The sequence below is a fragment of the Pseudoalteromonas sp. Isolate6 genome (assembly GCF_022398435.1).
Taxonomy (GTDB): domain Bacteria; phylum Pseudomonadota; class Gammaproteobacteria; order Enterobacterales; family Alteromonadaceae; genus Pseudoalteromonas; species Pseudoalteromonas galatheae.
Window position 1 is genome coordinate 1 of sequence record NZ_JAKEVK010000100.1, and the last position, 15,939, is coordinate 15,939.

Below are 15,939 nucleotides of genomic sequence, written 5' to 3' on the forward strand. Positions count from 1 at the left end.
CTAAAATATTATACATCTAATTTTACTAGGGAAGAAAATGGCAATACCTCGTGTTTTCATTAGTTCTACTTGCTACGATTTGAAGCATATTCGAGAAAACCTTAAATATTTTGTTAGAACTATTGGTTATGAGCCTGTTTTGAGTGAGGAAGGCGCAGTATTTTATAACCCAACAATGCATACCCATGATTCTTGTTTGTCAGAAGTACCGAATTGCCAAATGTTTGTTTTGATAATAGGAGGCCGTTATGGAGGGTTATTTCGAGAGGGGGACAACTCGATAACAAATGAAGAATATAAAGAGGCAATCAAAAGCAAAATCCCCGTGTTCGCACTGGTAGAACAGTCTGTTTACTCTGATCACTTCTTGTACACAAAGAATAAAAACAATAAAAATCTCAATCATAATGAAATAGTTTACCCTTCTGCAGACAATACGAAGATCTTTGGGTTTATTGACCAGGTTCGTTCAAATTCAATTAACAATGCAATTGTTCCATTTCGAGATTTTTCAGATATCGAATCATATTTAAGGCAGCAATGGGCTGGAATGATGTTCTCGTTTTTAAGCAACCAAAATGAAGAGAATAGAGTTTCAGATATGATGTCTCATTTAGTTGGTGTAAGCGATAAAATTGAGTTTCTATCCACTCAAGTGTTGAAGTCTGTTGGCTCAAATGAATCCAAAGTTCTAGTTAAACTACATGATTTAATGTTAGATAGCGAAGCGATTAAAACCCTTTTATCTACTGGTCACAAACCTACCCTTATTGATATCTTGACTTCAACATCATTGAAAGAATGCTCTCTGTCATCAGGGGGGGAGTTGATTATAACTACTGGAGAAAATTACGTGACAACTTCAGCTGGTGAAATAGATGAAATGCACTACGAGATGATGGAAGAGGAGTATTCTCGATTAAAAGCAAATATCAGTGAATTACTAGCGAATGAAGGTATTACTCAACAAAAAATACTAGAAGTTTTGCGGGACGATGTATAACACATATGAACCTTATCCGGTCAATTAAGCATAACGATTCTTTTTAGCTGCTTTTAAGCAGCTAATTTGTATTGGCAACGCTTAAACCTGTTCAACTTCGTTATGTCGGTTAACCGTTAAATCGTTTACGGCAAACACATATAGGGGCGTTACGCCGTAATCTCTTATTGCGATCTCATCGCTGCCTAAATCGGTCGATACAACTTATCGTTTAGGGCCACTAGACATTCATCGGTTAACCTTAATCTTGCACTACTCAAGGGGATGGCTCATTCGTCCAGTTAGTTAAAGGCTCAGCTAAGGTGTAAACGATTCAATTCATTGCTTAAATAAATGCGCACCAATGGGGTGTCTAATCAAGGCCAAATAGCTTATTACTTCGACAATACTTACCTGTAAAATTCAGCTATTACTGACAAAAACACAAATAATGCATGGTTGTTCGTGCTTATCTAGTTAGGTGTTGAGCTCACCCCATTGTGCGACTTAGCCTTTTAAAAAACGTTCATCGTCGAATACCGTTTTGTTCTTAAGCATAAAATAAACACAACGACCGAGCTTATGGGCGAGCACTGAAAGTGCTTTGGCTTTGCTCATGCGTTTTTGTAATTTGTTTAAGTAGCACCGAGCTTTGTCATTTCCACGTAAATAAAGTACAGCGGCTTCACTGAACGCCCATTTCAAGTGTCCATTTCCAATTTTATTGCCGCTGGTGCCATAGGTTTTGCCAGCAGATTCTGCTTTGCACTTAACTGGTCGACAATAAGATGCAAATTTTTGTACAGACTCGAAGCGGTTAATATCACCAATTTCATACAAAATAGTCATGGCTAGAATAAGACCAATACCTGGTATGGTACGCAGTTGTGCGTAATAGTTTGGTTGATGCTTTTTAGTTTTGCTCTCTAAATAATATTCAAGTTTTTTAAGCTCTTCTGCGTAGGCATCGAGGATGGCTAGATCAAAGTTAACATTGCGTTGGACGGCTTGGTCATCAAAACGCGTTTGGAATTCTTGTCGAACACATTTGTTCTTCATATGTAACTCGAGTGGCGGGTAGTTGTACTGACTATTTGTGTTAACTATATGCGCTTTCAGTTGTGCGCCATGCTGAACCAGCCGTGTTCGTCTGCGAAGTAAATCGCGTGTTGAACGCATATTAGCAGGATAATTGTGAGCCAGCGGGAAGTTGCCACCACGCAATAGACTAGCGATTTTATAAGAGTCAATCTTATCGTTTTTGGCTTTACCACCGTGAATAGCTTTCATATAAAGCGCATGACCAAGCACAAAATCAATATCATGTTCAGCACATAAATCACTCACCCAATACCAACAATGCATGCATTCAACACCGATAACGATATCTTCGAGATAGGGCGAAATCAGTCTAAGTAATTCATGTTTATCAGCTTTTATTTTCTGATGAACAACTTTATTACCTCGCTCATCAATAATGCAAACGTATAAAATGCGTGCATGAAGGTCAATTCCACAATAATATTTATGAAAAGTAGTATAGAATTTCATTGAGCTTTCTCCTTTGGGTTTCGTCGCCCTGAAGTTTAGCTGTTCGCTAAACTTCGGGGAGAAGGTTCAATAAGTATCAAGGCCGTTAAACCAGGGACACAAAACAGCAGGCTTGTGCTCCTTCGTCGCCAGTTTAAGCCTGCTATTTTGTGTCGTTTATTATGGCGTTATACGTAAATAAGGAGTGCGTGTGAAACATCTAATAGTTTTATCTTTATCTCTAATCTTAGTGGGTTGTGGTGTTACTGGGACAGCAAGTAAAACAGAATTCCCTTTATTAACAAACGCTCCTGCATTTAGCGCCAACGTAAACTCAGTTTCACTCATAGTTGATAAAAATACAGCTGACAATGAATCATATGGGGCTTTTAATTGGGGTAGCTTTGATGAAGCAGACAAAAATAATATTCAACAATCAATCTTGAATACCCTTAACAAAAATACTTCAAACGTATCAAAAAAAGCTAAAGTACACGCTAAAATCCATCGCTACTCACAAATAATTACAAATGCAAGTTACGCAAGCTTTGTTATTGTTGATTGGTGTTTAGAAGTAAATGGTCAAATTATTCGAGATGAGGTGTTTTATGCTGGTCATAGCGATGAACTAAATATCTTTACTGGTAAATCTTTAGGTTGGGCGAAAGGACAAACTCACAAAGCAATTTCAAGTCGCATTATTAACCAGTCCATACAATTATTGTCCGAGCCTACTCTTCAAGACGCCTACCCTGAAAATAACGTATTTTTAAATGCTAAAGACGCGGTAGCTGCTTTGCCAAAACAACTTACTTCAGTTGGTGTTGCAGGTTTCTCTGGTGGCATGTATTACTATGTAGGTCCTACGACTGGTAATACTAACTTTAATCAAAAATCAGTTTATCAAAAGGTTAACTGGCAACAAGAAATTCAGTAAGCGCAAGTTACGTATAACGAGCGCCTCAACCAAGGACCTAAAAAGCTTGGCTTGCGTCACTTCGTTCCTAATTTTACGCCTGTTAGGCGGGCGCTAGCCCATAGAAATTTTTATGCGAAATTCACCTAGTACGGACGTTCACCCAACGCGTTTTTGTCCAAATATAAGTTGGATAAGCGTCCGTGATCGCAATTGGATTTAAGGTAATAAGTTGCTGTTGAACGGCCTAGTTTGGAACATATAAAACTGTGGGATTTTATTAAGCCTTTTACCCGAGCTTAAAATCTAGCTTGTTTAACTAAACTACTGTTTTGCTCATCACTACCACATCAACGCCTCGGTAATTGACGTTTTCGAGCGGTTGCCAGCCGAGTTTCCGGTAGAGTCCACCTTCTGGGTGTTCCGTTTGTAAATATAACGTTTTAACACCGAGTTTAATGGCTAGTCGCTCTGCTTCTTTGACTAAGCGTGAGGCCAACTGCTTTCCACGATAGGGCTTGTCCACATAAACGCCACCAATCCAGTGCTCTTTATCTGTGTAGATACTCATTTCATGAAATTTAAGCTGCACGACTCCTGCGACTGTATCGCCATCCAGCGCGACGATTACACAAGGAATACTAGAGTCGTTAAGGTAGTCTAAAAGCTTTTGCTCAAACCGCTCTACAGAAGCCTCTTCAACAATGCCTCCCCACTCGTCAAAGTACCACTTGGCAATAGTTGGTATCAGCGCTTTGTGCTGCGCTAAAAGTTTAAATTCCATTTTAATTCCTCAAATAAACATAATACTGACAAAGGATTATCACTCTCTTACAGTAACCACATTCCGTTCCCATTACAATTCCAGATAATGAGCTTTGGTTAATTGATAGACATAGATATCATGCTTTTCACCGCCTATATCCAAAAAGGCTTTTAGACGGTTTTTGCGTTTCATCCCTAACTTGAGCATCAACCGTTGCGATTGTCGATTGCCTACAGCGCATATTGCCTGAATGGTATCTACAGAGAGACTTTGAAAAGCCTCCTTTATCAGCGCTGCTGCAGCCTCATAACCGTAGCCGCAACCAATTTCACCCTCCGCTAATCGAAATCCAATTTCACCAACCTTTTTCTCTTCGTCGACATATTTAAAAACTAGCTCGCCAATCAGTTTTTCTTTTTGTTTATTCACTAAAGCCAAGATCAAACGCTCATCGACCGCACTTTTCCAAGGTTGGCAAGCTTGAATTAGCCTCTCTTTTGCCGACTCGAGTGTGGCAGGCGCACCGATATATTTTGACGTATTTGGATTTTTCCGATGGCTGTAAACCGCATCTAAGTCATCCATTGTCATTCGCCTTATGGATAAACGCTCTGTTTCAAACTGCATTGTTATTTTTCCCTATCCTAAGATCACATACATAGCCACCAATCTCATAGATAAACGCTATGTCGCAGAAGCTCTGCATTCTATTACTCTTTACAAACCGGCATAAGGACAGTGCGTAAATGCCGCCAGGTTATAAACAGTAACAGCGCACAACCAAAAACGAGTGCCGCGAGTGACTCTACGCCACTCAGTAACCACCTGTTGACCAACCAAGCCACGCAAGAGAAAAATAACAGTTCAACCGCGCCGACTAGCGCATTTGCTGTTCCTGCTTTCTCGGGATGTAAAACGCCAATAAGATGCATATAACTTGGAAAATAAGCGCCAAATACAAACATAATCGCAGCATAAGCAAGCAAAACAGCAAGCGCACTACCACTTGCAAATAGCAGCAATAACACGCTGACAACAAGCGCTGGCCAAGTCCAAATGACGATATCTAAATAAGCGCGCTTACGCTGCAATACCTTAGTTAAAATTGACCCTATGAGTAAGCCAAACATGGGGATCATCATCGCCTGACCTATTGCGTTGGCTTCCAAGCCAAACTGCCGTGCCAATAAAAACGGCAGATACAGTTGAATGGTGAGATACAAAAAAGTAGGCAACCATTTGAGCGACGCGAGGGAAATAAACGAGCGGTTTAACAATAGATTTTGATATTCATTAAAGAGCGCTTTTGGCCTCAGCGACATAGTAATTTTACTGCTCTGCTGCATAGTTTTATAACCATAAATCAGTATCAAAATATAGTAAGCGAACGCAAACCATGACATCCCCTGCCACCCTACCCAGCCAGATAAAACGCCAGCTAAAAAAGGGCTGCAAATAGCAGTAACACTCACCGACATTGATAGCGTCGCCATCGCGCTTTTAAGTTCACTACCCGATAATCTTGCAGCAAGAAGCGTTCGACCAATTAACACCGGCGACGCAGCACCAATGCCTTGCAACACTCGACCGATAAAAAATACCTCAGCGCTAGATGCAATTGAACAAAAAACTGTGCCTAGCAGTAAAATACCCAGCCCACTCAAAAATAACGGCCTATCACCAAACTTATCTCGTAGCGGCCCAACCAGTAGTTGCGCAGCTCCTAGTGTAGTGAAATAGCTAATTACTGCCGCTTGTCCTTGACTAGGCGTAAGCTGTAAGAAATCCGTGATATTAGGTAAAACAGGGATGTAGATTTGGCTTGCGATTTGAGAGCAAGACATCAGCAAAACAGCTAAAAACACAACTTGAAACACGTCAATCCCCTTGAATCTACTGAGGATGATTCTATCGAGCTTTTAATATCCAAAAAACAAGGTAATAATAAAAACACTTATTCTTGCTAGGAAATAATTAATGGATTGGCTAACCGGAGTGCGGAGCTTTAGCAAAGTTGTAGAGTTTGGCAGTTTTACTCGTGCCGCAGATGAAGAAGGTGTTTCAGCATCTGCAGTGAGCAAGCGAATTGACTGGTTAGAACAGCAGCTTGGCTTAACGCTATTTATTCGTACCACTCGTCAAGTCAACCTCACTGAGGCTGGGGAGCACTTTTTACCGAAGGCTTCTCAATGGCTAGCGCAGTTTGAATGTTTAACTGATCACGGACAAGCACTGAATCAAGCACCATCTGGTAGCTTAAAAATCGCTTCAACACTCGCAGTAGGCAGCACCATTTTAATGCCAAATATCGCCTCATTTTTAGCCGAATATCCCAAATTAAAAATTCATCTTAATGTCATCGCCCCTGGCGCGCACCCAGACCTTACTCACGATTTAGTGATCACACGCTACTATGAAGCTTTTGACTCAGCCTCTCATAAAGGTAGCCGACTCATTGATTATCAAATGCAGATCTTTGGTGCTCCTCACTATCTCAAACAGCATAAGCCTATCAAGTCCCTTGATGATCTGCGCCAACATAAAATGCTGTTAAGCAGCTACTACCACAAGCTAGGTGGGATTATTTTAGAAAATGGCGATGTCTTCCAGTTTGACAACTATAACTTTGTCTCTGATCAACTCGACGCTATGCTGACAGCAGCGGTACAAGGTTTAGGACTGGTATTTATTGCGCCTAGCTATGTGAAAAGGGAGCTCGACCAAGGTTTGCTCATACCTGTATTGCCTGAAGTAAAATCTGAAGCAAAACAATTATGGGCGTATTATCCCAAGACAAACTACACACCCTATAAAACCCAACTTTTTATCGAACACCTTAAAAAGCACCTGAACTCAACAGATTAGAAAAACTAGGCTTTCACATTTGTTCACAATTTTAGTACAAAAAATCCTCTAAAGATCCGGATCCATATGGTAATTTAGGGTGTTTACTCAATTTTGTAGTACTAACCAAGTATTTCGCTGCATAGTGCTACACATAATAATTTAAAGGACTAACAATGAGCTTTAATCTTTTTAAAAAAACCACACTGGCAACGCTAGTCTCTGGGCTAGCAGCAATGAATGCACAAGCAAGCCTATCGCTTAGTTTAGATACCATCACTAACCCAAAAATAGATTGTGATACAAAAATTGAATTATTAATGGCGAACGCTGCGAATGGCGAAAGTGACAGTTTATTACCTGCCGAGTCTATGCTAGATGTACTCAACACCCACTGCTACCAAGAGCAAAAAACTACAAATGAAACTGACCGGACCCCACCAGAGATAAGGTCAATCCTCTTAACCACGAACTCTGTTAATGTAAACGATGGAGAAAAAACCGTCGATATTACATTAAGATTTTACGATGAAAGCGGTGTAAAAGGTGCGCGCGTTTATTTATCCCCACCGACAGGGTTTAGTTGGGGGAGCAATAAATCAGCAGTAGCTTCTAATTGGCAGAAAACAGACGAGCCGGGAGTTTATGAGAGTAAAGTGAGTTTCACTTTCACCGATGCAGATGTTAATGGGAAGTGGTTTTTAACCCTAAGCCACTTAGTTGACGTAAACAATGCCGTTCGTTTTTGGCTACGTGAGAATGAAATTCAAGCTGCAGGCTTTAACCCATATATCGTTGTCACGAATGATAAAGTCACTGAAGGCATTAACCCTGAAATAAAATCTATTACGATTTCTGACACTGAAGTTGATGTAAATACAGGAGATAAAACGGTTAATATAGCCATAGAAGCTTATGACCATTCAACAATGTCAAAAGGTGTAATTAGAGTCTCACCGCCTAGCCAATATAAATCTCTTGCCATAAAATATGCTGAGTCATCTGATTGGCAAGAAACGGACGTCGAAGGGGTATATCGTTCAAATTATTCATTTACCTTTACAGATAAAGCGTTGCCAGGTGAGTGGTTTGTTGCCTCTGCGATGCTCACTGATAGCAATGGAAATATTGGTGCTTACAATCGAGGTCACTTTAATCAGCTCGGTCTACCGTCTGTTGTTACGGTTAAAAATCAAACTGAACTAGATATTGCTCCTCCGAGTATCGACAACGTCGCTTTTTCGTCAAACCAACTCACTTCAACGAATGGCGATCAAGATGTTACCCTAACCGTCACAATGTCAGATGTATCAGGCATGACCAAAGGTTACTATGCTCTTAGAGCACCAGAGGGAGCTGAAGCGAAAGATAAACTCTTTACTATAGAGCAATGGCAGCAAGGCAATGACCAAGATGAGTTTGTCGGCACTACCAGTGTGAGCTTTAGTAACGACGACTTGCAAAAGGGTAAAGGGGTTTGGCAACTGGATGCAAATATTCAAATAGACTCCGCAGGCATATATAGCCAAGGTGCTTATGCGCGAGAATTAACAACGTTAGGCGCTACACCCTACATCTTTGTTGACGAAGCGCAAATAAGTGAAGTTTCAGTTAAGAATATAACGGGAGCAAAGCAGCTAAAAGCAGGGACAAGCACTCTTGTCACACTGGAAATAACTGAAAATACACTATCCAGTTTGCCGCGTCTATTTGATCTCTATCTAGACTCAGAGGCCGCATTAAAGTTTGATTTTCACTCAATAGATCAAGAATATATGGTCAGCTGTGAAGATCTAAATAATCGTCGTTCATGCCGCTTTAGCAATGGTCCTGATGTTGAGTCAGTTCAAGTCTCGTTTAAGGTTGCGCCAAGTGAAGCTGGCGAGTTTGCACCAACTATCCGGTTCTCATCAGTAGCTCCTGAATTAGACTACTCAAATAATAAAGCCACATTTCAGGTGACAAGCTTTGACCTAAAGCAGTTTAATGTCGTGTTTAAGAACTGGGATGGAAGCGTGCTTTCTACGCAAACTATTGAAGAAAATAGTGCTGCTACGGCTCCTCAAGTTCCGCCCAGGGAAGGTTATACATTTACAGGCTGGAATAACGACTTTAATGATGTTAATCAAAACCTTACCATTACGGCACAATTTGAGATTAATAAGTATCAAGTGAAGTTTGTGGATTGGGATGACACAGTCATCAAAGCAGCAGAAGTCGTTCATGGGCAAGCAGCAACGCCACCTGCAGAGCCACAGCGAAATGGTTATGCTTTTACTGGGTGGGATATAGCTTTTGACAAGGTCACCAGTGAGTTAGTTGTAAAGGCACAGTACAAAGCAAACACAACTCCAACAACGACCGATAAGGAAGATAAAGGCAGTTCGGGAGGTGCATTTGGCTTTTTACTGGCGATGCTAAGCACACTGTTGGCTTTTGGCAGACGCAGAATATCTGCATAACCTGCAAACCTCACTTCAACAGCATAGCGAAGCGTCGCTATGCTGTTTACCTTCACCAAATCGCATGATAACCATATCAGCCACTTCGATGGATTCACCTGCTGCCTGTGCAGTGATCATGATGCGAAATGGTAACCCAAGTACAGATGGTAAAACACCAAACGATCCTGATGGCAATGTAGATAGCATCGTTCATCTTTAATATGGCTTAGAGAGCACCTGAAGGTGCTCTTCTCCTCTCCCGAATTCCCTGCTCAATAAACTATTGTTACAAATAAACACACCCTACTCTGGAGCTGATACTTAATATGTTGCTAAACTGAGTACAACAATAATAAACGAGTTTTACAGGTGTACTATGTCATTACAAAAATGGGGAGGTGTCGCGGCACTCACAGAAGCCGCGACTTATTTGTTTGGTTTTGTTTTATTTTTTGGGGTATTAGACTCAAGTGAGCACAATACACCAGCGCTTTATCTAGATTTCTTTGTGCAAAATCGCGATACCTTTTTTCTTGGTTATATCGTGATTGGGATTATCTTCAGCTTTGCCCTGATTGTGTTGGTGCAAGCAATTCATCAACGCTTTAGCACAATGTCACCTGACTGCATGAAGTTTGCTAGCATTGTAGGCTATATTTGGGCGGCGATTGTCCTTGCCAGTACCATGATTTTTTTAACTAGCATTGAAGCGATTGCAAAATTTCATGAAATGGATCCGACACTTGCGTTAACGATCAATCGCACCATTTCGATAGTGGTAGATGCACTTGGCGGTGGCATTGAATTAGTTGGTGCGATTTGGGTGTTAGCAATCAGTTGCATCGGTCTCAAACATAAAATATTTAGCCCACTGCTCCATTATTGGGGTTTGCTTGTAAGTTTGGCTGGGGTTTTAACTTTATTTTCAGGTTTATCTTTCCTTGCCAAAAACCCATTTTTTGAAGTGACCACAGCTATATTTGGTCTCGGACAAATTCTATGGTTTATAGGGCTTGGTATCGTATTACTAAAAGAAAGTTCAACGACTTCGCCGCGATAACCCGCAACCTATTCACAAGTTTGCCGAGCGTGTTGTTTCCTAAACTCGCCCGGCGTAACCCCTGTCTCTTTCTTAAACGCCTTATAGAATGAAGAGCGGGCGTTAAAACCAACGTCTAGAGCAATCTTTAGCACGGAATCTGCGCTAGTCAATAGTTCCGATTTTGACGCTTCTATTCGCCATTGGTTTACAAAGTCGAAAAAATTTACCCTCAGCGTTTCATTTAATGTTTGAGAAAGATAATTGGGTGAAACGCCACTGGCATCCGCCAGTTTTTTAAGAGTTAAATTAGCATCCATATAGAGCTTTTTATCTCGCATCACTCGAGTAATTTTATCGACAATTCGCGCTGACTGCTCGCCACTAAGTGCTGATTTTCTGTATTTGTCTGGTGTAGTTTTATGCTTTGTAGCGTCCAGACCTTCAACCGCATGCTCAATTTTCTCCCTCGCCAAACCTACTGGCAACATCGGTGTATGTTGCATTGCAAAAAAGGTGACACACCAAATAAGTATTAGCGCCGTGAATACTTCCGCTCTCAGTGTCAGTAGCGCTTGGCCAAGCAAATTGGATATAGAAACAGAGAATAGCGCAAATATCCATATACATATCGCTGCAAAAACCAGCCTTCTGGTAGTGTAGAGCCGGCGGTCGTCAAGGTTAGAGTAATGATTTTTTAACTGCCTTTTGAAAGCCAGCAAACGCTTCATAATTACCGCAAGTGTGACGCTACATTCTATTAGCCAAAGGCACATAAGGACCAGCATAATGCCTGCAAGTATTGATGAATATAATCCGCTCGGATCCTCATCACTAACAAAGAGCGCACTGTGCTGCTCAGGAGGTAAAGCACCTATCGCGACAGATACTGCCATCGCAGGCCACAGTAAAATAAACGCGTTAAGATCTGCTTTACTGAACGCCTCTTGCCTTTGCTCTGTCAGCCCAGCAATGTACAACCTTAGTGTAGGACAAAGTACAAATAGCATCGGAAAGCCAATAACGGTGTACGCTTGATACCAACTGGGAAACAAATGGGGCACGATGACATTGAGGGCAAGTACTCCGCAGGCTGTAAGAAACAACATCAACGGCAGGCGATAAACACGCGTCTTTTTGTTTATCATTAGCATTGGCACGCTGAGTACAGTTTGCCCAATGAGCATTGCAGTGAGCACCATAACGATAGGATCAACCACCATTCACTCCTGAAACTTGAAACAAACCTATCCGTAATACTTTGTTTTTCATACTTTTAAATTTAAAGAACCTTAAATCATGTCCGCGCCTTTACGCAAGGACGACAGCTCAGCCAGTGATAGTTAGTCTTACTCCATCCCTTAGATAAAGATGAGGGAAGAGCTCTAACATCTGAATAGATAAGCCAATATGACTTAAGGAAACAAGTATGACAACTGCAGCAGCAACTGGTCAGTCAACTCACAGCGCCAATACACATAAAAAGGTCGCCACACTGTGGTTATTGGTCATGTTAAATATGATTTATGCCGATATTTTGGCCTTTGTCTCCGCATTTATAACTCCTGGAGTAATAGAAACGTTGATGACGGGCTATTCCGGCTCGGTCAAATTATCACAACCGCTACTACTGATCTCTGCCATTCTTATCGAGATCCCAATTGCAATGATTTTTCTGTCTCAGTATCTTAACTATCACCTAAACCGAGCCTGCAATTTAGTCGCCGTCGTATTGACCTTTTTGTTTATACTCGGTGGTGTTGAAACAGATCCATTCTATCTATTTCTTGTGGCTATTCAGCTCAGTTTACTTCTGACGATCGCTTGGACAGTGATTAGGTGGCGAATGCCGCACGGCTCCAATCAATACAACGCTATAAATGAGTAATCAAAACATACTTATTACCGCTCTCAAACCACGTTCAAAACAAACGCCACAACCAAACAATGACATTCAAAGGAGTATCCACAATGAAAACGAGTCACTTAATACCACTGGCTATGCTAATGTTTAGCGCCCTGACCAACGCCACCAGCCTAGAGCAAGGCCAGACTGAGTTCGATAACGGCAATTACCGCCTAGCACAGTCCATACTACAAGAAACCAAGAGCAGTGATGTTCGTAAGCCTTTAATGTTGGCTCGTATTGCGCTGAAAAGCGATCAACCAGACGTAGCACTGCAACACATAGAAAACGCTATCCAAAGTGAGCCTAAAAACGCTGAACTTTATTTCTGTCATGCTGAAGTCGTCGCGGTACTTGCCGAAAAAGCTAGCATTTTTAAGATCTCTGGCTACATCAAAAAACTCAAACGTTCGTTCCTTAGGGCCGTGGAGCTCGCACCAGATAATGCCAATTATCGTAGCGCTTTGATCAAGTTTTACCTCAATGCGCCCGCTATGTTTGGCGGTGATGAACAAGAGGCTATCAAACATATCAAGCAGTTAGAAAAAATAGATCCCTTCGCCGCACACCTAGCACGATTACACCTTTATGCGAAGTTAGATGATAAAGCCGCCTTTGCTCACTCACTCGAAACGGTATCAAAAGATTTTGGCACGGAACCCGAACTCTATTACACCTTAGGTATCGTGTATCAAGAACAAAAAGAGCTTGAGCCTGCTTTACATCAACTTCGTAAGGCAGCTCGAATGGAAGCAACGACGCCAGAGCAGAAAAAAGCCAAGTACCGCTCACTTGTACTTATTGGAACACTCAGTCAACAGCTAGCACGCCACCATAACGAGGGGGCAGCCGCCTTGCGTCAATACCTTGAAGAAGCTACCCCGAGCTACGATATGCCGGACAAAAGCCAAATCAAGTTTCAGCTAGCGACGATCGCCAAAGCCCAAAACCAAGTGGCAACTGCACAACAACTATTACAAGAAGTGATAGCCGAAGCACTAAGTAAAGCACTTAAGAAAAAAGCGCAATCAGCACTTGGCAAGTTAGCAAGTTAGCAATAGATCTAACTGGGTAACTTTTTTGTCACAGCTGTTGTAAATCAGGCTTTGTGCAGGTTTCATATTGCGGTGAATCTAATTTATACAAACATGGGCAAACTTTGCGCTTATTTGACAGACAAATCTTGCCCCTATCTCGCTCTAAGTTCTACTACCATCTGGGTAATAGAGCTTAGAGACTGACGAATTTACTTACCAAATAGCGAGCGATTAGAAGTACATACGCCCCTGTTAGCGAAAAGCTTGCAGCTAAAGATGCGTGCGTTACTAGCGTTTAAGCTAGTTACTCTCAACTAATTTTACTTTTTGCATCATGCCCTGATCTTCATGATCTAGAATATGGCAATGCAATACAAACTCTCCTGTGTACTGTTTTTTTACATCGCCAGTAAATCCAGGGAGTGATGTTGGATAACGATATTTACTGTAAATCACTGTATGTGGTGCAGTTTTAGATTGCTTCTCACCTTTGTGTTTATCGTCAGGCGAGTCGTTATCTTTTTCTATCGCCAATGTATCCCGCCATACCCATTGCTGCTCACCGTCAGGACCTATTCTTGACGCGTAAAATGGATTCACATGAATGTGGAAAGGATGCATTGGAGCAAGGCCTCGGGTACACAAATCCCATCTTTGCCATGTACCAAGAGTTAATTCTCGAGTACTAATCTCACCATAAGGCTTGCCGTCAACAGAGAAAATAAGGTCTTTGGATTTTTCTTCGTCTGAAAGCTTATTATCATCAGGAAGCACACCATTATTAACGTCTTTATTCCCTATATTCTCACAGCTGAAATCTACTTTTTTGCTCTGTGCGCTTTTTATCGCTCTATCCACGGCAACACGTGAGCCCAAGTAAAACATCATACTTTCTTTATCCGTACTCTTGTCCATGGCTTTTATTTCAGCTTGAGTTGGTGCTTCATGGGCTCGATATTGCGCTAGCCCAGCGCTAGTTGGTAATACGGCTTCGGCCTTAGAAACGGGTTCTCCGGTTACCACAATTTGCATCAGTTCTGCAGTATCTTCTGGCACACCTTGAAGTGATTTTTGTGGCACAGAATCCAAATCCACTAGCCAGTAAACCCCTTCTTTGCTCGGAGCTTGATAAAGATAATCTGCTCGATATCCTGGCTGTAACGGCTCAGTTGAGGATACCGCACTGCTAAGATCCCATTTGTCCAAACGGCCTGTGTTTAAACCATCAACAGAGATCTGATTCAAGTAGCCTAATGGCTTAGGGTTGATATCCTGTTCCCAATTAGGTTTACGAACAACAGAAAGCTTAATTGTTTCACGTACACCAGCATGGATAAAGCGCCAACGCTGAATTTCATTGGGCCGCATAATTACTTTGGGTACAACCTGACCATTGATTAAGGTTCTCCGCTTAGTTTGTTGCCATTCGCCGGGACCAAAGATGTCAAAGTCTTTGCCGTCTATCTGGCAAACTGGAACACCAGCTGGTCGATTTTTAGCATCGTAATATTCGATTTGCCCATGACAGTCGTAAGCAATCTGTTGAAGCACAATAACTTGCTCTTTCTTGCCTTTTATCTGAGGTTGGTTTTGAATATCCTTTTTGGGATCTCCACCTTCGATAATAATGGCCCCGGCCATCCCGCTAGATACTTGAAGTGCAGTTGAACCATGTACATGCGCATGGTACCAAAAAGTCCCCTGAGGATGAGATTTTGGTATTCTTACTTCATATTGAAACCCTTTCCCGGGTTTAACTTCCAATAGTACGTTGTCACTTTGCTTGCTAGGTGACACCCACAGGCCATGAGTGTGGAAGTTAGTCACATTAAAATTATGCGGCGTGTTCATCTCCTCTGCATCCTCTTTAGACATCTTTATATCGGAGTGATGTCCTGCGTGTTCGGAGCTTGCACATAAATAATTTTGATCTTTTTTACCAGTATAACTCTCGCAAGTTGGTAAGCGATTCTCTAGGCGAAATCTTAAAATATCTCCAGGTGCCAGTTTAAGTGTTGGCCCAACGAGCGCACTCTTAAATTCTTTTTGATCGCCTTGCTTGTAAGCATAATTTCTTAACCAAGTATTACATTTGGCTATTTTGTTTTGTTGATACTGTACTGCCAGCGTAAAGTCTAGCGCTCCATTTTCTGACTTAAGCACATCAGGCGCAGTCAACGATTTAAGCTCAGGTTCAATATACTCATATTTACAATCATTTTGCTTTGACAACACATCGCTGGGGACGACACCAATTGGATTATAGTGTTCAACATCAAAGTAAACCGGTGTATAGCCTGAGTGGTTTGACTGACTTGATTGAGTTGAATGATTTGAGTGACCGATGTGCTCGCGTTTGGCATCCTCAACAACAGCACATGAAGAGGACAAGATAGCACTCAAAATCAGTAACATTGGATTTCTCATACGCTGCTCCCTAACGTTCATTAATATTGTGTTAAGAATATATAATAG

Annotated in this window: 14 protein-coding genes; 8 read left to right on the plus strand and 6 right to left on the minus strand. The window is 41.6% G+C overall.

Features of this window, described 5'->3' with window-relative positions:
* Positions 1–37 precede the first annotated feature (37 nt).
* Entirely contained in the window at positions 38–1,003 is a 966-nt protein-coding gene (locus L1D50_RS13945; RefSeq protein ID WP_128727362.1) for a DUF4062 domain-containing protein, read from the plus strand.
* 486 nt (positions 1,004–1,489) lie between these two features.
* Here the strand turns inward: L1D50_RS13945 and L1D50_RS13950 are convergent, their stop codons facing one another.
* Positions 1,490–2,533, minus strand: a complete 1,044-nt coding sequence (locus L1D50_RS13950; RefSeq protein ID WP_128727363.1) for an IS110 family transposase — start codon at positions 2,531–2,533, stop codon at positions 1,490–1,492.
* Between the two features lie 190 nt (positions 2,534–2,723).
* On the opposite strand from L1D50_RS13950, the gene L1D50_RS13955 reads away from it, so the two are divergent.
* A complete protein-coding gene (locus L1D50_RS13955; protein WP_128727364.1) occupies positions 2,724–3,449 on the plus strand; it encodes a hypothetical protein in 726 nt (241 codons plus the stop codon).
* Between the two features lie 298 nt (positions 3,450–3,747).
* Here L1D50_RS13955 and L1D50_RS13960 read toward each other — a convergent pair whose 3' ends face one another.
* The 3 genes from L1D50_RS13960 to L1D50_RS13970 all read right to left on the minus strand — a co-directional run bounded on the left by L1D50_RS13960 (position 3,748) and on the right by L1D50_RS13970 (position 6,071).
* The gene (locus L1D50_RS13960; RefSeq protein ID WP_128727365.1) at positions 3,748–4,212 is read right to left on the minus strand and encodes a GNAT family N-acetyltransferase; all 465 of its coding nucleotides are present in this window, start codon (positions 4,210–4,212) and stop codon (positions 3,748–3,750) included.
* Between the two features lie 72 nt (positions 4,213–4,284).
* Positions 4,285–4,821, minus strand: a complete 537-nt coding sequence (locus L1D50_RS13965; protein WP_128727366.1) for a GNAT family N-acetyltransferase — start codon at positions 4,819–4,821, stop codon at positions 4,285–4,287.
* Between the two features lie 83 nt (positions 4,822–4,904).
* A complete protein-coding gene (locus tag L1D50_RS13970) occupies positions 4,905–6,071 on the minus strand; it encodes an MFS transporter (protein WP_128727367.1) in 1,167 nt (388 codons plus the stop codon).
* Positions 6,072–6,171: 100 nt separating this feature from the next.
* On the opposite strand from L1D50_RS13970, the gene L1D50_RS13975 reads away from it, so the two are divergent.
* The 4 genes from L1D50_RS13975 (at position 6,172) to L1D50_RS13990 (ending at position 10,542) form a co-directional block, all read left to right on the plus strand.
* Entirely contained in the window at positions 6,172–7,059 is an 888-nt protein-coding gene (locus L1D50_RS13975; protein ID WP_128727368.1) for a LysR family transcriptional regulator, read from the plus strand.
* A gap of 155 nt (positions 7,060–7,214) precedes the next feature.
* A complete protein-coding gene (locus L1D50_RS13980; protein ID WP_128727369.1) occupies positions 7,215–9,500 on the plus strand; it encodes an InlB B-repeat-containing protein in 2,286 nt (761 codons plus the stop codon).
* On the plus strand, positions 9,475–9,702 hold the full coding sequence (locus L1D50_RS13985) for a hypothetical protein (protein ID WP_239966243.1): 228 nt from the start codon (positions 9,475–9,477) through the stop codon (positions 9,700–9,702). Before L1D50_RS13980 ends, L1D50_RS13985 begins: the two co-directional genes overlap by 26 nt.
* 156 nt (positions 9,703–9,858) lie before the next feature.
* Positions 9,859–10,542, plus strand: a complete 684-nt coding sequence (locus tag L1D50_RS13990; RefSeq protein WP_239966244.1) for a DUF4386 family protein — start codon at positions 9,859–9,861, stop codon at positions 10,540–10,542.
* Between the two features lie 8 nt (positions 10,543–10,550).
* Here L1D50_RS13990 and L1D50_RS13995 read toward each other — a convergent pair whose 3' ends face one another.
* Positions 10,551–11,744, minus strand: a complete 1,194-nt coding sequence (locus tag L1D50_RS13995) for a helix-turn-helix transcriptional regulator (protein WP_128727371.1) — start codon at positions 11,742–11,744, stop codon at positions 10,551–10,553.
* 206 nt (positions 11,745–11,950) lie between these two features.
* On the opposite strand from L1D50_RS13995, the gene L1D50_RS14000 reads away from it, so the two are divergent.
* Both L1D50_RS14000 and L1D50_RS14005 read left to right on the plus strand, forming a co-directional pair.
* Positions 11,951–12,409, plus strand: a complete 459-nt coding sequence (locus tag L1D50_RS14000) for a DUF6326 family protein (protein ID WP_128727372.1) — start codon at positions 11,951–11,953, stop codon at positions 12,407–12,409.
* Between the two features lie 83 nt (positions 12,410–12,492).
* Complete coding sequence (locus tag L1D50_RS14005) at positions 12,493–13,482, plus strand: hypothetical protein (protein ID WP_138523242.1); 990 nt, start codon at positions 12,493–12,495, stop codon at positions 13,480–13,482.
* Positions 13,483–13,764: 282 nt separating this feature from the next.
* Here L1D50_RS14005 and L1D50_RS14010 read toward each other — a convergent pair whose 3' ends face one another.
* On the minus strand, positions 13,765–15,891 hold the full coding sequence (locus tag L1D50_RS14010) for a multicopper oxidase domain-containing protein (protein WP_239966245.1): 2,127 nt from the start codon (positions 15,889–15,891) through the stop codon (positions 13,765–13,767).
* Between the last annotated feature and the right edge of the window lie 48 nt (positions 15,892–15,939).